Here is a 21801-nt window from a genome sequence, read left to right on the forward strand (position 1 = left end):
GTCGCGGCTGTTAAAAAGCATATTTGAGACGGGATTTCCATGAAAGTTCTTGTAGCTGTGAAACGCGTTGTTGACTACAACGTCAAGGTTCGCCCCAAGGCGGACGGCTCTGACGTTGATACAGCCAACGTCAAAATGTCTATCAACCCCTTCTGCGAAATCGCAGTAGAAGAGGCGGTGCGCTTGAAGGAAAAAGGCGTTGTCAGCGAGATAGTCGCCGTTTCCATGGGCTCCAAGCAATGCCAAGAGCAAATCCGCACTGCACTGGCCCTGGGTGCCGACCGCGGTATCCTGGTTGAGACCGATGCTGAGCTGCAGCCTCTGGCAGTAGCCAAATGCCTGAAAGCGATTGTTGAGAAAGAAGAGCCTCAAATGGTAATTCTGGGCAAGCAGTCCATCGATGGCGATAACAACCAGACCGGCCAGATGCTGGGTGCTTTGACTGGCATGGGGCAGGGTACCTTCGCCTCTGAAGTTGCCGTAGAAGGCGACGCTGTTAAGGTAACTCGTGAAATTGACGGCGGCCTGCAGACTGTTGAACTGAAACTGCCTGCCATTGTTACTACTGACCTGCGCCTGAATGAGCCGCGTTACGCCTCCCTGCCTAATATCATGAAGGCAAAGCGTAAGCCTCTCGATACCACGACCCCGGATGAGCTGGGCGTTGATATTACTCCCCGCACCAAAACCCTGAAAGTTGAGCCGCCGGCTGAGCGTCAAGCAGGCATTAAGGTTGCTGACGTTGCTGAACTGGTAGAGAAACTGAAAAACGAGGCGAAGGTAATCTGATGAGCATTCTGGTTATTGCTGAACACGACAACGCCGAACTGAAGGGCGCTACGCTCAACACCATCGCTGCTGCCAAGGCTATTGGTGGTGATGTTGCTGTATTGGTTGCTGGATCTGGCTGCGGCCCTGTAGCGGAGGCTGCTGCTAAAGCTGAAGGCGTTTCCAAGGTACTGCTGGCAGATAATGCCGCTTACGAGCACCAGTTGGCTGAGAACGTTGCCAAGCTGGTAGCGGACTTGGGTAAAGACTACGGTCATATCCTGGCTCCAGCCACTACTACCGGCAAGAACATGCTGCCACGCGCTGCTGCGCTGCTGGATGTACAGCCGATTTCCGACATCGTTGCTGTTGAAAGTGCAGATACTTTCAAACGCCCGATTTATGCGGGTAACGTCATTGCCACTGTACAGAGCTCCGATGCCATCAAGGTAATCTCTGTACGTACCACTGCCTTTGACGCCGTGGCGGCTGAAGGTGGAAGTGCAGCGGTTGAGTCTGTAGATATCGCGGATGACGCTGGTGTTTCCTCTTTTGTCGGCGAAGAGTTGGCTGTATCCGATCGTCCTGAACTGACCGCTGCGAGCGTAGTTATTTCTGGTGGCCGCGGTATGCAGAACGGCGAAAACTTCGAAATGCTGTACAAGCTGGCTGACAAGCTGGGCGCTGCTGTAGGTGCCTCCCGTGCAGCCGTGGACGCAGGTTTCGTACCCAACGATATGCAGGTTGGTCAAACTGGTAAGATTGTTGCTCCAGACCTGTACATTGCTGTTGGTATCTCCGGCGCAATCCAGCACTTGGCAGGCATGAAAGACTCCAAGGTTATCGTAGCCATCAATAAAGACGAAGAAGCTCCGATCTTCTCCGTTGCAGACTACGGCCTGGTAGCTGACCTGTTTGAAGCTGTACCAGAGCTTGAAACAAAGCTGTAATGCCCGATTGCTATACTAGCGGGCATTGAAGAAGGCGGCGTCATGCCGCCTTTTTTCGTTTTTTGGTGACAACCTGCGGAACTAGTGTGCAATTTAAGGGACGAAATGAGGGTTTGCGGCGTTTAACTTGAAAGAGCGTTGCCTTTCCCGGGCTGAGGCAAGAAAATAGGCGTCAAAAACCAATAACCTCAGAAAGTTGAACTTGTATGTGGGTATGTTCATGTCCCCTCTAGCGCGAGCCGTTGGCTCAATTGGCAATAAGTTTGCCCAGGGCGAGTCGAGCAAAGGTCTCTCCCGTGGCACTATGGCGGCGTCAGCTATTGGCCTGTTGTGGTTGTCTGGCAATTTGTTTGCCTATGGCTCCCTATTGGTCCCAAGCGATCCTCAGGAATCCCTGCTCGCGGAGCGTAAAAGCCCGAGAGGTGCTCCTCCCCCCAGCGCTGCCAGTCTTCCCAGCACACCGTTCTTTGGACGTGCTGAACCTAAAAAGGCTACAGAAGTCCCTGAAGTCGACCTCGAAAATATTCCTCTGACCCAGCTGAATATTGTTTTATCCGGTGTTTTTGACAGCTCCAATAAAACCAAAGCCAGTGCTCTGGTGTCGGAGAAAGGTAAACCCTCCAAGCGTTTGTATGTCGGTGATCGGCTTCCAGGTGGCGCCGAACTTTATTCTGTTGAGGTTGACCATGTGGTTCTTCGTCGTAATGGCAGGATGGAAAAACTGACATACCCAGAAGTGGACGGAAGGCCAAACGTACCATTGAGAGGCGTCAGTAGTTCCAGACAGAGAACGTCAAGTTCCAGCTCCTCCAGAAGAACTGCTCAAAGAGACGAGAACCAGCAGAACATTCGGGAGAGAATGGAGCAGCTGCGTGAATTGGCCCGCGAGCGTCGTGCTCAGCGTGAGCCTAAATAAAAACTATCTACCTAGATTGTTTTGATTTTTTGAACATTTACTAGAGCCAGATAAATAATGATGAAGATGTTTTATCGACGGCTGCTTGCGGTCGGATTGAGTTTTTTTGTTTGTACTGCAACGCTGGCTCAGGGCCCGGAGCGGGTTACCCTTTCTCTCGACAATGCAGACATTCGTGATCTGATCAATTGGGCTGCTGATTTCACTGGCAAAAATATTATTGTCCATCCGAATGTTAAGGGTAAGGTTACCGTAGTTGCCGGTGACCCAATGACTCACAATGAAGCCTTTGATGTGTTTATGTCGGTGCTTCAAGTCAATGGCTTTAGTTTGGTGGAACAGGGCGGAACCTGGAAAGTGGTTCCCGATGCGCTGGCCAAGCAGCAGGCGATACCTGTCGCAGATGAGGCCACTCGAGCTCCCGCGGAATCCCTGGTTGTTCGCACTATAAGGGTTGAGAATATTTCCGCTTCACAGCTGATTGCGATGTTGCGCCCGCTGATTCCGCAAACTGGGCACTTGGCTGCCTATGCTGATACCAACACTCTGATTATTGCTGACCGCGCTGCGAATATTGACCAGATTATTCGCCTGGTGAAGCAACTTGACCGCGCCGGCGCTATTGATATTGAAGTGGTGCCGTTGATGTTTGCTTCTGCGAAGGAAGTAAAGCAAGTTCTTACCGATCTACTTCAATCGAGTGGAGGCAAAGCGGGTAAGGAAGTGCAACCGCTGCGTATTTCTGTTGATGAACGCTCCAATAGTATTCTCCTGACCGGAGACCCTGTTACCCGCCAGCAGATTAAGACGGTAATAGGTCGTCTCGATGCACCGCTGGATGGCGAAGGTAACACCGCAGTTGTTTATATCCAGTATGCCAATGCAGCAGATCTGAAGCCTATCCTCGAGGGTATGAGCGGTAGTATCCAGAACACAGAGAAAGACCAGCAAGCGGCGAATATCGAAGTCAGCATTCAAGTTAACGAATCGCTCAACGCACTGGTGTTAACTGCTCCTCCAGCTCTCCTTGAAACTATGAAAGGTGTTATTGCCAGGTTGGACGTGCGCAGAGCGCAGGTTTTGATTGAGGCAATTATTGTAGAGGTAGTTGAAGGTACAGGTAGCGAACTGGGTATTAGTTGGATTGCTGGTTCCGGCAGTAATGCTGTTGCCGGTTGGAATAACCAGTTAGGTACGGATTCCGATGGGGAACCCAACCCATTTTCACTTCCTGTGACTGATTTGGTGGGAGCTGGGGCATTGCACCTGGGCTACCTCAGTGGCGGTGATATCCGTGCTGCGATTAATGCCGTAGCGTCAGAGAGCAATACCAATATCCTTTCTACACCAACAATTATGGCTTTGGATAATGAAGAAGCTGAGATTTTGGTGGGCCAGAACGTACCTTTTATTACCGGTGAACAGTTGCTGTCTGGTAGTAACGATGATCCGTTTACCACCATCCAGCGTGAGGATGTGGGTACCACTCTTAAAGTGATTCCCCGTGTGAATAACAACAATTCGGTAACTCTTGAGATCGAGCAAAAGGTTGAAAACGTTTTGTCTTCTGCTACGGCTGCAGCGGAAGGTGCGTCCGATATCGTTACCAGCAAGCGTGAGATCCGCACAAAAGTATTGATCGATGATGGCGCGATCCTGGTACTGGGTGGTTTGATGGAAGATCAGGTTAATGAAACCGTGTCCAAAGTGCCTCTCCTCGGTGATATTCCCGGCATTGGTCGCTTGTTCAGAAACACTGAGAAGAGTGTTAGCAAAACTAATCTGATGGTGTTCTTGCGTCCCAGAATCCTCAGCAGTCAGGTTGCTGGCTATGAGGAGACGCGCAAGCGCTACATGGATATGCAGCAGAAGCAAATATTCCTGAAAGACCGCACCAGCCTGATCTGGGATTGGCACCGCGGTGATGTACTACCTGACTTGATGCCGCCAACAGGCACCTACAACGAGAGCCCTGCGCCAGTAGATGGTTCTATAGATGGTGCTGCCATTGAATCAGTCGAAGAAGACGTGGATGTTGAGGTTGAGGTGTTGGAGGTAGAAGAAGCTAAATGACGGCTGAAACAGGAACAGGGACTCCAACAATTCGCCGCCTTCCTTACGCTTTCGCAAAGCGTCACAAGGTTCTGTTAACCGAGCAGGAAGGCAAACCCCTCTGCCAATATGTGGCGCCGCTGAGTCCATCAGCGGTTGCCGAAGTACAGCGCATCAGTGGTGCGGCTGTATCTTTGGAGGCTGTAGAGGAAGATGTTTTCCAGGGTGCTTTGCAGCGCCTGTATGAAAACAGGGAGGGTGGCAACCTCTCCGAAGTCGAAGGCCTGGGTGAAGACCTGGATCTTGCAGCGGTCGCCGATTCGCTGCCTGAGACTGAGGACTTGTTGGAACAGGAAGACGATGCACCTATCGTCAAATTGATCAACGCAATTTTTGCCGAGTCGCTGAAGCAGGGCGCCTCGGATATTCATATTGAAACTTTTGAGAAGCGCCTTGTCGTGCGCTTCCGGGTTGATGGTGTACTTCGTGAAGTACTGCAACCCCGGCGCGCTCTGGCTCCATTGCTGGTATCCCGTATTAAAGTAATGGCAAAACTGGATATCGCCGAGAAACGCGTGCCTCAAGATGGCCGGATCTCCCTTTTGATGGCTGGCCGAGAGGTAGATGTACGTGTCTCTACCATGCCGTCATCGGCGGGTGAGCGGGTGGTAATGCGTTTGCTGGATAAGCAAGCGGGCAAAATGGACCTGAGTAAGCTGGGGATGGCAGATCGCGACTTGCGCGTGATGACAGACCTGTTGGGACACCCCCACGGCATTATCCTGGTGACCGGGCCAACGGGCTCTGGTAAAACCACCACCTTGTACGCTGGCCTCGGTAGTATCAATAACCGTGAGAAGAACATTCTGACGGTCGAGGACCCGGTGGAATACAACCTGGAAGGGGTTGGACAGACTCAGGTAAATACCAAAGCCGATATGACTTTCGCCCGGGGGCTTCGCGCGATCCTGCGTCAGGACCCGGATGTAGTGATGGTCGGTGAGATTCGAGACCTGGAGACTATGCAGATTGCAATCCAGGCGAGTTTGACCGGACACTTGGTACTTTCAACCCTGCACACCAACACCGCTTTGGGTTCGGTAACCCGTCTGGTGGACATGGGAATTGAACCCTTTCTGCTGTCGTCCAGCGTGATTGGTGTTCTTGCCCAGCGCCTGGTGCGAGTTCTGTGTCCTGAATGCAAGCAACCTCATGTGGCTGACAGTAGCGAGCGTGAGGTTTTGGGCGTCGGGCCTGAAGAGGAAGCCATCATCTATCGACCTAATGGCTGTGAAGAGTGTAATCACAGTGGCTATGTCGGTCGTATCGGTATCTATGAATTGGTGCCGCTCAACGAAGTGATGCGCCAATTGATCCACGATCGCGCTTCAGAGAGCAAGTTGGTTGCGGAAGCACGCAAGCTCGGCCCCAGCATCCGTGATGATGGCGTAGAGAAAGTACTAGCGGGTAGGACCTCCCTTGAGGAAGTACTACGAGTTACGCAGGAGTCCTGATTGTGGCAGCTTTTGAGTATACAGCGCTGGCAGCATCCGGCCGCAAGAGTCGCGGTACGCTCGAGGCGGATAGCGCGCGCGCTGCGCGGCAGCAACTGCGCGCGAAAGGCATGGTGCCCCTGGAAGTCAGTGCAGCTACCGAGAAAGAAGAGAAGGGCGGCGCCAGCTTTCTATCTGGTAGCCCTGGGCTGAGTGTTAAAAACCTGGCCCTGCTAACTCGTCAGATGTCCACCTTGCTTCGAGCGGGAATTCCCCTGGAAGAAACCCTAGGGGCCATTGCCAACCAGACACGCAACCAAAAAATCAAACGCGTGGTATTGGCTGTTCGGGGCAAAATTCTTGAAGGGCACAGTTTCGCCTTGGCCCTGAGCAGTTTTCCACGGGCATTCCCCAAACTCTATCGCGCTACGGTTGAAGCAGGGGAGCACTCTGGTCATTTGGATGCGGTGCTGGATCGCCTCGGTGACTACACGGAAGGGCAGCAGCAATTTCGGCAGAAGGTGCAGCTGGCTCTGATCTACCCAGTTGTTTTGGTATTTATCTGTGTATTGGTTGTAACCGGTTTGATGGTGTACGTGGTACCTGATGTTATCGAGGTATTTACCGGCACCGGGCAGGTTTTGCCGCTGGCTACCCGCATTCTGGTCTCCATGAGCGATTTTATTTCTGCCTGGGGCTGGCTGGTGCCGCCGGCACTTGGGGCGCTCATTTTTGGCGCTGTGATGATGCTGCGGCGCCCGGCAATTCGGTATCGTTTCCACCACCGTTTGCTGGAGCTGCCAATTATTGGCTGGATGATGCGAGGGACACAGAGTGCTCGCTATGTAGGGACCCTGGCGATTCTTACGGGCAGCAGTGTGCCGCTGGTTCAAGCCATGGGTATCGCCGGTGGAGTAATGACCAATACCTTCCTTAAAGACCGACTCGATGCGGCTCAAAAGAGCGTGCGCGAGGGCGGGAGCCTTCGTAAAGCCCTGGAAGATGTAGGCTATTTCCCACCGATGATGATCTATATGATCGCAAGTGGTGAATCTTCAGGCACTCTTGATGAAATGCTGCAGCGTGCGGCGGATTCGCAAGAGCAGGATTTGCAGGGTGCGGTAACTGCCTTTGTGAGCATCTTTGAACCTCTGATGCTGCTGATAATGGCTGCCATCGTGTTGTTCATCGTTATGGCTATTATGATGCCAATTCTGAGCATGAACGAATTGGTTGTTTAATGCTCAAATTAGGTGTAGGTCAAAGAGAAATTGCGTAGCTGCTTCAGGAGGTTGGTATGAAATCCTTGCGCAACAGCGCCGGCTTTACACTGCTAGAGGCGTCGAAGATTCTTGTTGGGCTGGGAGCGGCAGTTTTGCTGGGCATGTTGCTGCTTTAGGCTGGGGAATCGTGTAATTTACTGATTTGGTGACTTTTAAATAATTGGGGTCACGAAGGGTATCGTGACCCTTGGGGTTCCCAGAGTTAGAGTGAACTAGGAGAGAAAAATGAAAACCCTACGTAAAAGTGGTGGCTTTACCCTGATTGAAATTATGGTGGTGATCGTAATTCTCGGGGTGCTTGGTGCACTGGTTGTACCTAATGTTCTTGGCAAGACCGGCGAAGCTCGAATGAAAGCGGCCAGGGTTGACCTTAAAGCTATCGAGACTGCACTAGACCTTTACCGCATGGATAACTTTGTCTACCCCAGCTCTGATCAGGGCCTGATGGCACTGGTATCCCGCCCATCCGGCTTCCCCGAAGCGAAGAACTGGACTGAGCCCTACCTGAAGAAAGCGCCAAAAGATCCCTGGGGCTATGAATATCAGTACATCAGCCCAGGCAGTGCCGGTGCCTACGACCTATTCACCCTCGGTGCCGATGGCAAAGCGGGCGGTGAGGGCGAAGCTGCTGATATCTACGTTACTGACCTGTAACACCTGAAATTTGCACTTGATGTATAGCATCGGTCGAAGCCGTGGCTTTACGCTGATCGAACTGTTGGTAGTGATTGTCATCATCGCCTCTCTGGCGGGCATGGCGACTCTATCGATGGGGAATTCCGGCGGGCGCGTGTGGCAAAAAGAAGCCCAGCGCTTGTCGGCCCTTTTGCAGTTGGTTGCGGATCGAGCCCTGATTGACAAAATGCATTACGGCGTTGTTTTTGAGCAGGGCACTTATAGCGTGGTGCATTTTGAGCAAGAAACAATGACCTGGTTGCCGATAGATTCGGTTGCGTCGGGGAGGCGTGCTGCGCGTTTTGCCACCCATGAATTGCCGGAAATTGTTCGCCTTGAAGTGATAACTGAGGCGGAGCTGCCGTCGACAGAATCCACGGAATTTGCAGAAGAGACCAATGAAGATCGAGTCGTTCCGCAATTTGTTGCTCTCTCCAGTGGAGAGGTACTTCCCGTGGAAGTTGCCATGTACCTTGTTGAGAATGGCGACGACGTTCGAGGTGCGACTATTTCTTACACCAGCCTGAACGGATTGCAGCTAGAGTGGCAGGCCGATGAATTTTAAGAGAGCCCAGCGCGGTTTTACATTGGTAGAAGTCTTGATAGCCCTGGTTATTTTTGGGGTTATTGCCGCCAGTGTTTTGAAGGCAATGCAGCGCAGTGTTGGCCAGCAGCGGGTGATGGAGGATCGCCTCTCGGCAAACTGGGTTGCACAACAAGTGCTCTCCCAAGTCCGTGTGCAAACTCCTTGGCCTCCTTTAGGGGAACAAACAGATCAGGTGGTCTTGGGGCAAAGGGAGTGGGAGGTTAGTGCCCGAGTGGAGGCCACCAGTAATGAGCGCTTGCGCCATATCATTATTGAAGTAGGCCACCTGGATGCTGAGTACCCAACTCTGACTCTGGATGCTTGGGCTGCTGAGGAGTAACTGATATGTCTTTGCGCCTTTCCAGCCAGTCGGGCTTTACCCTCATTGAAGTCCTCATAGTTTTAGTTCTTGTCGCCATTATCAGTGTCGGTTCCTTTTCGCTGTTGGGACTCTTTTTTGACACGGAAGAGATGGTGGACCAGAGGGCCGAGCAGCTACGTCGCTTTTCTATGGCGATGTACCGTATAGACAATGATTTTCGCCAGGTAACTGCCCGCGCTGTTAAGAATGCCTACAGCGGTTATGAGCATGCGTTACGTGGTGATGAAGATGAGTTGGAATTTACGCGCCTTGGTGCGGCAAATCTCACCGGGGAACCTCGGGGCGAGCTATTGCGTTTGAGTTATAGCATCGGATACGCCGAGGATCTTGAGATCGACTCCCTGACCACCGGCACTGGCCGGGAGGGCGAGGACGATATAGGTGGGTTATTACTGCGCAGTCGCTGGCAGGTCTTGGATCGGTCTCCCGATTCTGCGCCCATCGCCGAGCCTCTGCTAATGGGAGTCGAAAGTTTAAGCCTTCAATACCTGGACCCAGACACTGATGCCTGGGTTGCCCAGTGGCCACCGATCAGTTCGGACGGTTCCCAAACAGAAGCGGATATACGGCTTCCGCAAGCGATTGAGTTTGTCATCGTTACCCGACAGTACGGGGAGATCCGGCGTGTCTTCCAGATACTGGCAGGGGAAGACAGAACCTCTGGCGAAGAAGAGCCTTAGGCTATGAAGAGTAGAAATATGCCGAGGTCGCTGGCTCGTCAAAAAGGGGTGGCTCTGATTGTTGTATTGCTGGTGATGGTGATTGCCATCGCGGCGGTATCCCACGCTATCTTGCGCGATCAGATTGCGATTTCCCGCAGCGGTGCACTGTTGGCCAACACACAGTTGGCAGAGTTTGTTGAAGCGGCTGAGGCCTGGACACGGGTAGCGCTGTTGGAGGATTTCGAGGAAGACCAGGAAGAGGAGGAAACCGCAGACCATGCCTTGGAGGCCTGGGCATTCCCCGTTCTGCAGTTCAATCCTGATAATGGCAAAATTCGCATGAATATCAAAGACTTACATTCATGCTTTAACGTGAATAATTTGTCTGATAGCAGCGATAGTGATCAATTCGAGATCTTCCAGCGCCTGGTGAATAATGTTACCGGCAAGTCTGACCTGGCCAAGTCAATTGCAGATTGGGTGGACGATGGCGATACCCCGCGAACCTCGGGGACAGAGGATGACGGCTACCTGGGAAGGGAACTAGCCCACAGAACACCGGACATGATGATCACTGATATTACTGAGTTGTCATCGGTAGTAGATATGGAATTAGAGGACTGGGAGAAACTTGTGCCTTTCCTTTGTGCCCTCCCGGAGACAGGAACCCTGGTGAATATCAACACGGCTTCTGAGGAGTTAATCGAGGCGATTGAGCCTTCCGCAAGTGTTTCCAAATTGGTGCAACTTCGCGAGTCGGGCGGTTATATCAGTGACTCGAGTGAATATGCAGATTATGAAATCGCTAACTCGGGGCCTTTTACTTTTCAAAGCCAGCACTTTCTGGCGCGAATTGCTGTCCAACTCGGAAGCGATGGCGAATACAGGCAGTATTGGGAGTCCGCCCTGGTTCGGAATAGTACAGATGGCAAGGTTCGGGTGCGCCAGCGCCAGCGCCGGACCTTTTCTGGTCAAATGATGCAGGAGTTGCTCGAGTACGAAAGCACTGAAGAGAGCGAATAGTTAGAAATTGTATGTTTAAAAAGAAAAGCATTAACGAGATTGAAGCCCCTACAGCGCCTCCTCAGTCGTCTCTTGTTCTGCTGCGGCTGAGCGAAACTGCTGACCTGACTCTGCGCCTGCATCAGTGGCAAGAGGGTAATTGGCAACAAGTAGCCTTGGATTCAGAATTTGCTCAGGCATTTAATCCCGAATTTGAAGTTGTCGAAGAGCAGCCTGAATTCCCTCAGCTCAACCTCCCTGAGGGAGCCAAAGCGCTACTGATGGTGCCTGGTAACTGGGTATGGAGCGGCCTCGAAACTATACCTAAGGCAGCTCGTCGCCAGGCAAGTGCCATTGGTTACATGGTTGAGGAGCATTTGGCCCAGGATGTCGAGGACTTACACTTTGCCTGCAGACCCCGCACCGGTGATCTCTGCAGCGTATACGCCATTGATGTTGAAAAAATAGAAGCGCTTCACTCCCAGTTGGAGCGGCTCCAGTGGCCGCTGGCTGCTGTAGTGCCGGAGTATGAATTACTTAGCTTGATCGAAGGTGACATTCGCCTGTGGCTGGATGGCGGCCAAGCGCATATCTGGAAAGATGCCGGGCAGGGTCTAACTGTTAATCGCGATTTTTTACAGCCTCTTCTTGGTTCGCTATTAGTTGATGAAGGTGATGAATCCGAAGGCGAAGATGATTCTGAAAGCGGCGAGCCGATCGATAACAAACAGGTAGTACTGCTGGGGGCTGGCGAGCAGGATGGGCTGCTGATTGCTGAGTTGGAATCCCAGTTTGGCGATGGCTTGCAGCTGAACCAGCGCTCAGCGGAAGAAGTCTTTATTGAACGGTTCAAGCTGGGGCTGCTAACAAACTTGCTAACTGGAGATTATCAGTTATCGAGTAATAAGAGCGCTGCGGCTTGGTGGATACGCCCGGCTAAAGCTGCTGCCGCTTGTTTTGTTATCCAGCTACTGTTTTTCGTTGGTGCCGGTGCTTTTTATCAGTGGAAGGGCAACCAGTCTGAAGAGCAGGCCCGGGCGATGTTTACGGAATTGTTCCCGAATACTCGACCGTCTGCCCAGATGCGCCGACAGCTTGAAGGTTTCCTGAAAGGCGCGGGTAATCAGGGTGGTGCTTTCTCTACCCAGATGCAACAGTTGAGCAAAGTCTGGATTGCTCACAAAGGGGGAGCATTAAAATTACAGTCCCTTCGTTTTGATGGCCAGCGTGGAGAAATGGTGTTGCAGCTTCAGGCAGAAAACCTGTCTGATCTCGATGCATTTGTCAGCAAGCTATCTGGCGGCGGGATCAAGGCGGACCTGTTAGGTGCGAACGAGTTGAAAAAAGGCGTTTCAGGCCGTATTCGCTTACGTTAGAGCCAGCGGTTTATATAAAGCAGCCAAGCGTAAGAAGAGATTGGTGGTAGCAATATAATGAAAGAACAGATCGAACAGTGGCGCCAGAAATGGCAGGCACTTCCGCCCAATGACCAGAGAGCCTTGGGTTTGCTGAGTATATTCGGAGCCGTAATTTTTATAGTTTATGGCCTGTATTCCCCGGCAAAGGGCTTCTTTGATGAGTCCCGCTTGCGAGCGGAAGAAAATCGTGAGCTGGTTAACTGGATGGAGGGCCAGCGCCCGACGCTGGAGCGAATAAAGCCCGCAGGCGGTGGTGCTGGTAGTGCTTCAGGAACTCTTCTGCAGCGCGTTACTGGTGCGGCAAAACAAAACCAGATTGTGATTAAGCGCTTTGAGCCTGAGGGTGAAAACCGTATCCGATTGTGGATTGAAGAAGTCCGTTATCAGGATTTGCAACCCTGGTTGAATCGCCTAATGCAGGAGAAAATGGCTGTTCGCACGATTAATCTGGATGCCCTTGCGGATGAAGGTATGGTCTCCGCTCGATTGACGATCGAAGGCTAGTAACCTCCCTACTGACAGGCTCGAATATAGAACTCGGGCCTGCTTCTCCCCGGTAACCACCTCTTAAGTACACTCGAATATCGACGCTCCCATTCGTGCGGCCCCCTACAGAAGTCGGGCGGTTTTAGGCGGAAATGTCATCTTTAGCCCTATACTGGATTAGTAACGAGGAAAAAGGTGCCACTATGCTTTTTAAAGACATATCCACCAAGCATTTGGTAGAAGTGGCTGATATCGTCACACTTTCGAATCCCTACGAGCTGACTGTGGTAGGCCGTTATTTGTGGGGTGAAGAGATTCAGGACCCAGAAGTCTTCGATAAAACTGACTTATGCTTCCTCTCTGGTGAGCCACTTCCTAGATGCTGGCATGACAGCCGCTACCGGGATAAAGAGGTTCGCAGGCTTCGTTGCGGCACTCACGCTTCAGAGGATGGCGACTACTATCAAGGTGCTTGAATTTATAGTTTGACTAAATGGTACGATGGTCGACTAGATTTTGCCAATGACTTACCAGTTGCCCTCAAGCACTGTACAATGCGCGCCAATTTTTTAAGCGAATGCACGCATGACATTTGAGCAGTTTGAAGAGTATTCCCTGTGGTTGGGAATCGGTGCACTAATTCTATTTATGGTGTTTATTGTTTGGAACCTGGCAAAAGACTCCAAGGCTGGTAGATTTGGAACATTTATTCTGTTCCTCGCTCTGGGGCTTGGATTGCTGGGATTTCTAATAAAGACCGTTTTGGTTGAAGTACTCGGGATAGGCTAGGGAGCTTCAATGGCACCGGATACCCAGTCTCTCAGGGAAGGTCGCAATGTCTATATTTGATCGCCCTGAACTCAAGGTTCAAAAAGACAGACGTATTTGCCGCGCAACTGATATGCGTATCGCCAAATATACCCGGCGCGGCATGGTGCTCTCCCTTTTTGCATTTCTGATCGCAGCCTCTATTGGCGACATGCGCCTAGAAGCTCCGCGCCTGTTATTAACAATGGGAATCGGCCTGGTAGTACTAACCCTGATCAGGGGATACTACGTTTTTCGCTTCGACCACCTGTATGGCTCGGGACCAAATCGTTGGCGCAATCGTTACTTCCTGTTCTCGATTATCGGCTCAGCCTGGTGGGGCATTACCTTATTTTACTTTGTCTATTTAATGGGGTTTGCGCCTGAGACCCACTTCCTGTGGATCTATTCGGTAATCTTTTGCTCCAGTGTCACCACCGTATTTTCTCCCTACCATCGTTTCCTGACTTGGTTCACCGCAACCTCACTACTGCCAGCAGCGCTAATGGCACTGTTCTCGGGCATGATCCTTGGGACCATCTACGGGACTCTCACCCTCGCTTTTATTTGGCTGACCGCCCACCAGGGCCGTCGCGAATCGGAGAACTATTGGGAGCGTCTGTCTGCGATGCAGGAGCTGCAACAGAGAGCGAGTAGCTTGGCTGCAGCCCGCAAACACTCTGAAGCTGCAGTTGAACTGACCAATGAGTTCATAGTTAATATCGGACAGGAATTCCGCAGTCAGCTGTCTGATTCCCTTGGTGCCTTAGCGCTGCTCGAAGCTGAGCCATTGAGTGACCGTCAGCGCGAATGGGTAGAGCTGGCCAAGGTTGCCAGTAGCCAGCAACTCAAACTGGTTGATAATGTAGGGTTGTTTACCCGTGTGGCTAGGAAGGATATCCGATTGCGCCAGGGGCCCTTTAACCTGGTCAAGACAGTAGAAAAGTCATTCAAGTTTGCAGCGAGGGCGGCCCATAGTCAGGAATTGGAGTTCAACTTCCAGATTGATGACAACCTCCCTGTGATGGTGACAGGGGATAATCGTAAAACGGCCCAGCTGATTCGCAATCTGGTGGACTCCGCTACAGGCATTGCCCAGAGAGGCGAACTGTGGGGTGAGGTATCTTATAACCCGATTACCACAGTAGAGGGGCAACTCTCGATCACCTTAATGGATGATGGGCGTGGAGAAATTTTACCGGATGAGAGCGAGCTTTTCGGTGCCTTCTCCCGTATGGATACCACCCAGGTTACAACTGGCCTTGGGCTGTCGATAGCTAAAGGTTTAGCTGAAGCGATGGGCGGTTATCTACAGCTGCATTCAACGCCGGATGGCAACCGCTATCAGGTGGTGATCAAGTATTCTACAGAGCCAAATCAGCGAACCTATCTCACACCGGATAGGAAATTACAGGATATTGAAGTCCTGTTAATTCATCAGAAGGGCCTATTTATTTCAGGTTTGGTGCAGGTGCTGCGTTCTTTTGGGATGGATGTAAAGTCGATCCGCTGGTGTGAAGGTTGTGAGTGCGAAGTCCAGCAGCTGCTTCGCCAAGCGGTAGAACGCAACCAATTGGTAATGATGGCACCGGCAATGGGGGATTCGACTCTTTTCGACTCCATTACGCCTTTCTTTGAAGAGTCCCAAGGGGCAAATGATAAAGAGAGTCGCCTGGTATGCCTGGGCGGCTTTGGCCAGAAAAGTGAGTTCACTCATTTGCAGCAACTCTTACCATCGGCACAGTATCTGAGTCGACCGGTGACCCGTAAAGAACTGCACGATGCGTTAGTGGGATTACTGTTTGGCGGTGCGAAAAGAAGCTGTCGAAGAGTGGTTACCGGTGGGGCGGATCAGCCACGCCACTACTCTTTGTTGTTGGTGGAGGAGTCCAGGCCTCATCAGTGGGTGACTGAGGAGATGCTTCAGGCCCTGGGTTACCAGGTAGATATAGCAGTAGATGCGGATGATGCGTTAGTTCGCTTGTCTGAAGGCCATTATGATTTGGTGTTAGTGGATTGCCAGCAAAATACGGATCACAGTGCGCAGATTATCGAGATACTGCGTCGCTGGGAGTCCGAGCACCGCCCGGATGATCGCCTGCCTATTGTTGCTGTAACCAGTACTACTGAAGAGCAGTTTGAGGGCCGTTGCCTGGCAGCAGGTATGGATGATTTTCTGACCAAGCCTCTGAGTAAAGATCTTCTTCGGGAAACCTTGGCGCGTTGGCTGGGTAGCGCTTAGCTTACAGAGCTTGCCTTAATGCTGAGTAAAAAGCTGTAAGTAAATGCGGCTTTTTTTTTCCAATCGCTCAACCTTTACGCCTTACTGCTTTTGAGGTGAAGAAGTTTAGCTCCAGAAAAGTAATTATCTCGGCAGCTATTGAAGGTAGAGAACTGGTTTCTGGAAAGACGAAACAAAAAAGGCCGCAGTAAACACTGCGGCCTTGCGGGGAAAGGTGGGATTAGAACTCGTAACGGATACCCATACGGGCGCTCCAAAGTGATGCTTCATTAACTCGGGTTTGCCCCGAAGTCTCATGAAAATCTTCAAAAACGTAGCGACCCTGATCATCAACACTGGCTGTTACTGCGGCTTGATAGCGTGGGAAGTCGGTCTGATACATTACGCCCCACTCATCATTTAGCAGGTTGCCCAGGTTCTCGATAACAAAGTATGCATTTACGCGATCTTCAGCGCGCCAACCTGGCAGCTCCTGATCAATACGCAAGTCGAACTTGGTCCACCAGTCGCTATTCAGAGAGTTGCGTTCCATGGTGCCGCTGTCCAGATCTTCTGATTCAACCCATGCAAAGAACTCTTCGGCACTAAAGCCATCCGCAAATACTACATTGGCGTCATCTGTTCCAGTAGGTACGTATAGAAGCGCGTTGTCTCGACCAACAACACCTGACAGGTTGTTCCCCTTAAATGTATAGCTATAGGGCAAGCCTTCGTTAGCGCTACCGAACAGGGTGAAGCGCGTTTCGTAACCTGCAAAAAACTCTTGGGCGTAATCGAGCTTGAGAGTAAAGCGGTGCGGTACTACATAGTTGGAAGTGGCCGTACCTGGGTTCTCGGCGTCAGTAGTCGCGATAGTGGTGTAGTTGGAGTAGGCCACAGAGCTGGTCATCGGATTGACGTCTTCAGCTTCGGTGAAAGCATAACCAACTGCCACATTCAGTCCAAAGTCGAAAGATTTGCTCAGGCCAAGGGAGAGCACGCTGGAGAAACCAGAGTCCCCATCCACGTTGGTAAGCATAAAGTCTCCGCTACGGTCATTGGAGCTGTCATAAATTGCGCGACCATCTACGGTGGTGCCAGCCTGTTCAAGCGAGATATCTTGAACAATGGCGGCATCCTGGTAGTCACTGTACAGGTAATCGGCAGACAGTAAGTAGCCAGATTCAAATTCATAGCTAGCACCAATTGCATACTTCCAGACAGATGGGATTTCGAAATCCGGGTCCATCAGGTTTACGCCGCCCGGGTAACCATCACCGCTGGCAACCTGATCGTAGAGGGACTGGGGGATATCGTAGATAGGATTGCCGCTGCCAGTCCAATCCATATCAAACAGGGAGGTGCCAGATCTATCCTGAGCCTCGACCTGTAATACGCCATTATTGGAATAATTGTTGGAAATCCAAACGTTGGGGTTGCCACCGGAGTAGAGTCCGACACCACCGTGAACCTCTAGGCTGTCATCGACGTTCCAGCTTAGACCCAAGCGCGGTTGCAACAGGTCCAGGCCGTCCATGGTGTGCTGGTTAGAGAAGCCGTAGGCTGCAGTAATATCAGAATTTTCCACCGGCTTATCATCACTGCTATAGCGGTCATAGCGCAAGCCAGCTACAACGGTCAGGTCCACGTCTGCAAAAGTGTATTCGTCTTGAATATATAAAGTATCAATGTCGTAGGCGAACTCTGCAGCAGCATCCAGAATATTATTGGTGCCGGTCGCATTTTCGTAGGTGATACGGCTAGGGGTGCCGGCTTCGAAGTCTTCTACACTGCTGAAGCGATACTCACCGGCGGCTTCCTGAATAAACAGGTTGTATACATCGAAGTTTTCATGCTCGTAGCCGGCAGTCAGGTTGTGCTCACCCAGAAGAAGCTTGCCTGCAAGTTTAAAGGTTAGGTTATCGTAGCTGAGCTTGTTCGCATGACGGGAGTCGTCAGCACCCAGATAAACGGTTGCTTCAGAGGGAATGCCATCCCCGTTGTGATCGTTAGAAGTATAAATTTGCACTTCACCGAAGTCGGTGCCGCCGAGTGACAGCTGGCGATTATCTAGTTCAGAGTAACCAACCTTTATTTCAGTAGAAAAAATGTCACTCCAGTCAGAGAACATTTGTGCAACGTAAGAATTCAGCTCCGCACCGCGCTCGTAGTAGTGGTTGGAAAGCTCCAATTCGACGTCATCGCTATCAGATTCGGCGATAGAGAATCCATCGTTATAGTTGTAGGTGAACGATGCTCGGTGATAGTCAGATATATTCCAATCGAACTTAACCAGGAGTTTCTCGTCTTCCTCTGGCAAGCTGGACGGAAGGCTACCGGGGTTGTAGTCGTATACTTCGTTGGAGATACGGATAATCTCATCCAGTTGCTCTTGGGATACACCCAGAACCTCAGTAGCCGCGCCGCTGCCGGCAGGGCCGCGGTAGAAGTTGGCTACACCTTCCAGTTTTTCGTAGGCAGCAAAGAAAAACAGCTTGTCTTCAACAATGGCACCGCCCAGGGTGGCGTTGTAACGTTTCTCATCAAAGCTGGGATTGGGAATATCATCCCCTTCGAGAGAGTCACCACGGAAGCCGTCATCAGTGTAATCATAGAAGAAAGAGCCGTGCCACTCGTTGGTACCGGACTTGGTAACAGCGTTGATATTACATGCGCTAAAGCCACCGTACTGTACATCAAAAGGTGCAAGCTCTACGGCTACCTGGTCTATGGCGTCGTATGAGAAAGGCATACGCTCAGTGGGATAGCCATTGCTGTTCAAGCCGAAGTTGTCGTTCATGCGAACGCCATCAACAGTCAGGCTGTTGAAGCGCGGGTTTGATCCGCCGCATTGAATGGAGTCTACGTTCGCTTCATCAATGTAAACGCGGGGGTCGAGGCGTAGGAGGTCTTTAATATCGCGGTTTACAGAAGGTGCGCTCGCCAGATCATCACTATTAAAGTGAGAAGATGGGCCGACAGCCAAGCGAGAATTGGTTATGGCTTGGCCAATTACGCTCACTTCTTCCAGGTTGGAGTTGTCTAAAGTTAAGGTTAGCGGCAGGGTATCGCCTACAGACAGGTAGATATTTTCTAATACCCGATTACCTTCGTCGGACTCTATAGTTACAGTGTAAGGTCCACCTACACGTAAGCCACTTAGGTTGAACTGGCCGGAATCGCTCACCTCTACAACCCGACGACTGTTTGAGGGGGTGTGAACTACCGTTACCTTGGCATCGCTAATTGTTTGCCCATTGCTACCGGTAATAGATCCGCGGATACCCGCTGCGGTTTCTTGTGCATAAGATACCTGCGCCATACTAGCTGCAGAGATAATCGCCGCGGATAACAATACGCGCGGGAACAGAGAAGGTTTCATAGCGTTTTCCTGGTCTAAAGAATTGCCAACTCAAGTGGCCCAAGTAATTATCGAGTTTTGCTCTTGCAACTTAGGTTCCAAGTTCCAATGGAGACTGTTATGTGATTTTTATTGGGTACTGTCTAAGAGCTGAAGCGATTATGTAGTGCACATATAAATAAATTATTACAGCCGTGAACTTGTCACATACTGGCGTTAAAGTACGCAGCAAATTCACTCTGGCGGACATGCCCAATGAGCATACGATTGATAATTGCCCGTATAGCAGTTGCATTATTTGGACTCACAGCTATGACACAAGCACACGCTTGGGGAGATGATGGTCACAGGGTCGTTGGAGAAATTGCATGGCATTACCTGGACCCGGAGGTAGCCGCCGAAATAGAGTTGCTCCTTGATGAAGTCGGTGAGCCGCACCTAGCTGAATCCACAACTTGGGCTGATCGAATTAGGTCTGATGAGACTTATAACTGGGCTGCGCCGCTTCACTATATAAACTTGTCTCGAGACTGGTCTGCTTATGTTGAGGAGCGGGATTGCCCAGCTGCAGGATGCATATTGAAGGCGATTCAAAGATATCAGGAAGTATTGGCCGATCGCTCGCGCACCAAGACGGAGCGTGCAGAAGCACTGATGTTTATCGCCCACTTTGTTGGCGACCTTCATCAGCCATTACATACCGGATTATTTTCAGATAAAGGGGGTAATGATGTGGAAGTCCAATTCTATGGGGTCGAAACGAATTTACACGCGCTCTGGGACATCCATATGGTCGCCCGTTTGTTTTTAGACTGGCAAGATTATGCTCAGGAGCAAACGGATAAAATTAGTGCGGCTGAGAGGCAGATCTGGCAGTCTACCTCGGCCGAAGTTTGGGCCCGGGAGTCTCATCACTTAGCCCATGGTCTCGCCTATACCAGCGAAACACAACTTGGGGAAAAGTACTTTCTGCGCTGTCAGGGTTCCCTTGAAAAGCGTTTGCAGCAGGGGGGAGTTCGCCTGGCCTCTGTTCTAAACAGTGCACTTGGTAACCCTGCGATCGATGTGGCCAATAAGTAAATTCTTTCTTGGGGCTCGCTTCACTCTACGCCATTGATGTGGTGAGCCAAAAGTGAAGTTTCAAAATCAGTCGAATTGTCCTCTTTTATCTTTGTTCTCTTGATGTCTATTGGTTAATTAATTGGAATGTCATCAATTTGTCCGATAAGCAGTCGGTAATTGCCTAGAACTGTAGATATGTAAAGTTATCTATTTCGAAAGATGGCTGAAATTTGCAATCATTATCCCCATTTAAATGTTTGCTCAAGTAAGTAGGAGGGAGTGAAATCTTTAGCTCAAGTAGCTCGTGAGTAATGCGATTGAGCAGGTTTGAGAGGGAAAGTTAAACGCGATTTTGGGTGAGAGAAAGGACCTTTAGAGTAGCTTCCTCTCAGCCTTTTGAGTCTTCCTTGTATAGGTATGCCTATAAAAGGAATCCTTTATGCGGGAGTTTTTAGTATGTGAGTTTTCTTATGGTTGTTGTTTTGTAATTTCCTAATAATTTTCATGATTCAACTATACTTGGCGATAAGCAAATAATATCTAATAACTGCTTTATATCCTTTCATATCTTGAGTTTTATTATGGGCCCATTGGGTTGTTTGCGATTCTCTGATAAATTTTAGAGGATACATAACTCCTATTTTACTTTGCCTCTCAGTTATCCCTTCTCTTCAGCTTGAAATATTTCCCGTGTTGACACGGTGGTACCAAATTTGGTATCAAATAATCTCAAGTTGTATAGAAAATCTGTCAATTTTCATTAGGTCCTGAGTAATAAATATAATAATTCAGTGGCTTTAGCGATGAATTGAAAGAGTTCTTGATTTGTCAAAATATTAAATAACAATTTTGGCAAAAAAATTCATAGTCGTTATGGAGGATGTGGGCGATGAGCGGAAGAGGTTTTAATCCTAGGGCGTGTGGAGGATACTTTGCAGGTATTTGTTTTGTATCCAGTTTGAGGTCATACGGTTCTCTTTTTTCCAGGTTTTACGCGCAGTGGTGGAATAATGGTGGAGTGGAAAGTTCTCTGGGTAGAACATGGAATGGGCACACGGCATTAATATCAGGTCACAATGGTGTTATCGATACTATTGTAGGTTGGGACCCCAACAGTTCTTGGGATGCATTTAAAGGCTCAGTGGGCGGGCGTCACAATAGTATGAGGCCTATTGCTGGTCGTTGGCGTGATGACACAGGGATGAATGCAGACCCAACAGCTCAGTATTATGGCCTGCAAGTTAGCCAGACACAGCATGGTAATTTCAGAGATTTTTTGCAGCAAGATCTTTTGGGTACCCAGGGTTTCGGGCCCCACCTCAATAATATCGGAGTCTCATACCATTATGCATTTGCCCCAGGAAAGTGGATGGAGCGTTTGAGTTCCCTGGAAGGGAATAATAATGGTCAGCTGCAAGTCATTTCCAACTGTTCAGATGCTGCCTTCCATGTGCTTGCAAGCTTTCTTTATGAGTGGCGAAAGGCAAATCTGGTAACCGAACTGGCATCTTTTATGAATAATGGGGATGAGAAAAATAAAAATATGTCCCAGGGACGCTTGATGCAGTGGTCAAGCCAGATGGGGCCGTAGAACAAATATACTTATCTGGTTGATGGGTGGTGTAATCGAATTAAAGTTACACCACCCAATTGTTAAGCAAGAGGTTAGTCTTAATA

19 protein-coding genes are annotated in these 21801 nt (G+C 50.4%); 18 read left to right on the forward strand and 1 reads right to left on the reverse strand.

Translation table 11 applies throughout. The features are described from left to right. The first annotated feature begins 39 nt into the window (after positions 1-39). The 16 genes from ACJJIZ_RS13145 (at position 40) to ACJJIZ_RS13220 (ending at position 15722) form a co-directional block, all read left to right on the forward strand. Positions 40-789 carry an electron transfer flavoprotein subunit beta/FixA family protein gene (locus ACJJIZ_RS13145; protein ID WP_282932702.1) on the forward strand — a complete coding sequence of 250 codons (750 nt, stop codon included), beginning with the start codon at positions 40-42 and terminating at the stop codon, positions 787-789. Continuing rightward, positions 789-1718 (forward strand): electron transfer flavoprotein subunit alpha/FixB family protein, encoded by a 930-nt coding sequence (locus ACJJIZ_RS13150; protein ID WP_413665691.1) that lies wholly within the window; start codon positions 789-791, stop codon positions 1716-1718. The genes ACJJIZ_RS13145 and ACJJIZ_RS13150 overlap by 1 nt, the downstream gene beginning before the upstream one ends. A 220-nt stretch (positions 1719-1938) precedes the next feature. Beyond that, positions 1939-2634 carry a type II secretion system protein N gene (locus ACJJIZ_RS13155; protein ID WP_413665692.1) on the forward strand — a complete coding sequence of 232 codons (696 nt, stop codon included), beginning with the start codon at positions 1939-1941 and terminating at the stop codon, positions 2632-2634. A 57-nt stretch (positions 2635-2691) separates the two neighbouring features. After that, the gene (gene gspD, locus ACJJIZ_RS13160) at positions 2692-4707 is read left to right on the forward strand and encodes a type II secretion system secretin GspD (protein ID WP_444897203.1); all 2016 of its coding nucleotides are present in this window, start codon (positions 2692-2694) and stop codon (positions 4705-4707) included. Continuing rightward, on the forward strand, positions 4704-6200 hold the full coding sequence (gene gspE, locus ACJJIZ_RS13165; protein WP_444913696.1) for a type II secretion system ATPase GspE: 1497 nt from the start codon (positions 4704-4706) through the stop codon (positions 6198-6200). Before gspD ends, gspE begins: the two co-directional genes overlap by 4 nt. A 2-nt stretch (positions 6201-6202) precedes the next feature. Next, the gene (gene gspF / locus ACJJIZ_RS13170; RefSeq protein WP_413665695.1) at positions 6203-7420 is read left to right on the forward strand and encodes a type II secretion system inner membrane protein GspF; all 1218 of its coding nucleotides are present in this window, start codon (positions 6203-6205) and stop codon (positions 7418-7420) included. 267 nt (positions 7421-7687) lie between these two features. Beyond that, the gene (gene gspG / locus ACJJIZ_RS13175) at positions 7688-8116 is read left to right on the forward strand and encodes a type II secretion system major pseudopilin GspG (RefSeq protein ID WP_282932708.1); all 429 of its coding nucleotides are present in this window, start codon (positions 7688-7690) and stop codon (positions 8114-8116) included. Positions 8117-8135: 19 nt separating this feature from the next. Next, positions 8136-8702, forward strand: coding sequence for a type II secretion system minor pseudopilin GspH (gspH, locus tag ACJJIZ_RS13180; RefSeq protein ID WP_413665863.1), 567 nt, complete (start codon positions 8136-8138; stop codon positions 8700-8702). Further along, positions 8692-9063 (forward strand): type II secretion system minor pseudopilin GspI, encoded by a 372-nt coding sequence (gene gspI / locus ACJJIZ_RS13185; RefSeq protein WP_444897205.1) that lies wholly within the window; start codon positions 8692-8694, stop codon positions 9061-9063. The genes gspH and gspI overlap by 11 nt, the downstream gene beginning before the upstream one ends. A 5-nt stretch (positions 9064-9068) precedes the next feature. Further along, positions 9069-9785 (forward strand): type II secretion system protein GspJ, encoded by a 717-nt coding sequence (locus tag ACJJIZ_RS13190; RefSeq protein ID WP_444913697.1) that lies wholly within the window; start codon positions 9069-9071, stop codon positions 9783-9785. A 3-nt stretch (positions 9786-9788) separates the two neighbouring features. Continuing rightward, positions 9789-10790, forward strand: a complete 1002-nt coding sequence (gene gspK / locus ACJJIZ_RS13195) for a type II secretion system minor pseudopilin GspK (protein WP_444913698.1) — start codon at positions 9789-9791, stop codon at positions 10788-10790. Positions 10791-10801: 11 nt separating this feature from the next. Then, positions 10802-12145, forward strand: coding sequence for a type II secretion system protein GspL (gene gspL, locus ACJJIZ_RS13200; protein WP_444913699.1), 1344 nt, complete (start codon positions 10802-10804; stop codon positions 12143-12145). Between the two features lie 57 nt (positions 12146-12202). Continuing rightward, on the forward strand, positions 12203-12691 hold the full coding sequence (locus ACJJIZ_RS13205; RefSeq protein WP_444897209.1) for a type II secretion system protein M: 489 nt from the start codon (positions 12203-12205) through the stop codon (positions 12689-12691). A 185-nt stretch (positions 12692-12876) separates the two neighbouring features. Then, on the forward strand, positions 12877-13149 hold the full coding sequence (locus ACJJIZ_RS13210) for an acetyltransferase (RefSeq protein ID WP_282932716.1): 273 nt from the start codon (positions 12877-12879) through the stop codon (positions 13147-13149). Between the two features lie 109 nt (positions 13150-13258). After that, entirely contained in the window at positions 13259-13462 is a 204-nt protein-coding gene (locus ACJJIZ_RS13215) for a DUF2788 domain-containing protein (protein ID WP_282932717.1), read from the forward strand. A gap of 46 nt (positions 13463-13508) precedes the next feature. After that, positions 13509-15722, forward strand: a complete 2214-nt coding sequence (locus ACJJIZ_RS13220) for a hybrid sensor histidine kinase/response regulator (RefSeq protein WP_444913700.1) — start codon at positions 13509-13511, stop codon at positions 15720-15722. 220 nt (positions 15723-15942) lie between these two features. Here ACJJIZ_RS13220 and ACJJIZ_RS13225 read toward each other — a convergent pair whose 3' ends face one another. After that, positions 15943-19083 carry a TonB-dependent receptor gene (locus tag ACJJIZ_RS13225; protein ID WP_444913701.1) on the reverse strand — a complete coding sequence of 1047 codons (3141 nt, stop codon included), beginning with the start codon at positions 19081-19083 and terminating at the stop codon, positions 15943-15945. Between the two features lie 234 nt (positions 19084-19317). On the opposite strand from ACJJIZ_RS13225, the gene ACJJIZ_RS13230 reads away from it, so the two are divergent. Continuing rightward, on the forward strand, positions 19318-20142 hold the full coding sequence (locus ACJJIZ_RS13230; protein WP_444913702.1) for a S1/P1 nuclease: 825 nt from the start codon (positions 19318-19320) through the stop codon (positions 20140-20142). A gap of 1000 nt (positions 20143-21142) precedes the next feature. Next, entirely contained in the window at positions 21143-21715 is a 573-nt protein-coding gene (locus ACJJIZ_RS13235; RefSeq protein WP_413665704.1) for a hypothetical protein, read from the forward strand. The last annotated feature ends 86 nt before the right edge of the window (positions 21716-21801 follow it).

This window comes from Microbulbifer maximicatervae (SeqCode) (assembly GCF_052467225.1).

Excerpts from the sequence above, each read along its gene's own strand:
- ACJJIZ_RS13145 (WP_282932702.1), top strand. The coding sequence starts at position 40 with ATGAAAGTTCTTGTAGCTGTGAAACGCGTTGTTGACTACAACGTCAAG.
- ACJJIZ_RS13150 (WP_413665691.1), top strand. The coding sequence starts at position 789 with ATGAGCATTCTGGTTATTGCTGAACACGACAACGCCGAACTGAAGGGC.
- ACJJIZ_RS13155 (WP_413665692.1), top strand. The coding sequence starts at position 1,939 with ATGTCCCCTCTAGCGCGAGCCGTTGGCTCAATTGGCAATAAGTTTGCC.
- gspD (WP_444897203.1), top strand. The coding sequence starts at position 2,692 with ATGATGAAGATGTTTTATCGACGGCTGCTTGCGGTCGGATTGAGTTTT.
- gspE (WP_444913696.1), top strand. The coding sequence starts at position 4,704 with ATGACGGCTGAAACAGGAACAGGGACTCCAACAATTCGCCGCCTTCCT.
- gspG (WP_282932708.1), top strand. The coding sequence starts at position 7,688 with ATGAAAACCCTACGTAAAAGTGGTGGCTTTACCCTGATTGAAATTATG.
- gspH (WP_413665863.1), top strand. The coding sequence starts at position 8,136 with ATGTATAGCATCGGTCGAAGCCGTGGCTTTACGCTGATCGAACTGTTG.
- gspI (WP_444897205.1), top strand. The coding sequence starts at position 8,692 with ATGAATTTTAAGAGAGCCCAGCGCGGTTTTACATTGGTAGAAGTCTTG.
- ACJJIZ_RS13190 (WP_444913697.1), top strand. The coding sequence starts at position 9,069 with ATGTCTTTGCGCCTTTCCAGCCAGTCGGGCTTTACCCTCATTGAAGTC.
- gspK (WP_444913698.1), top strand. The coding sequence starts at position 9,789 with ATGAAGAGTAGAAATATGCCGAGGTCGCTGGCTCGTCAAAAAGGGGTG.
- gspL (WP_444913699.1), top strand. The coding sequence starts at position 10,802 with ATGTTTAAAAAGAAAAGCATTAACGAGATTGAAGCCCCTACAGCGCCT.
- ACJJIZ_RS13205 (WP_444897209.1), top strand. The coding sequence starts at position 12,203 with ATGAAAGAACAGATCGAACAGTGGCGCCAGAAATGGCAGGCACTTCCG.
- ACJJIZ_RS13210 (WP_282932716.1), top strand. The coding sequence starts at position 12,877 with ATGCTTTTTAAAGACATATCCACCAAGCATTTGGTAGAAGTGGCTGAT.
- ACJJIZ_RS13215 (WP_282932717.1), top strand. The coding sequence starts at position 13,259 with ATGACATTTGAGCAGTTTGAAGAGTATTCCCTGTGGTTGGGAATCGGT.
- ACJJIZ_RS13220 (WP_444913700.1), top strand. The coding sequence starts at position 13,509 with ATGTCTATATTTGATCGCCCTGAACTCAAGGTTCAAAAAGACAGACGT.
- ACJJIZ_RS13225 (WP_444913701.1), bottom strand. The coding sequence starts at position 19,083 with ATGAAACCTTCTCTGTTCCCGCGCGTATTGTTATCCGCGGCGATTATC.
- ACJJIZ_RS13230 (WP_444913702.1), top strand. The coding sequence starts at position 19,318 with ATGAGCATACGATTGATAATTGCCCGTATAGCAGTTGCATTATTTGGA.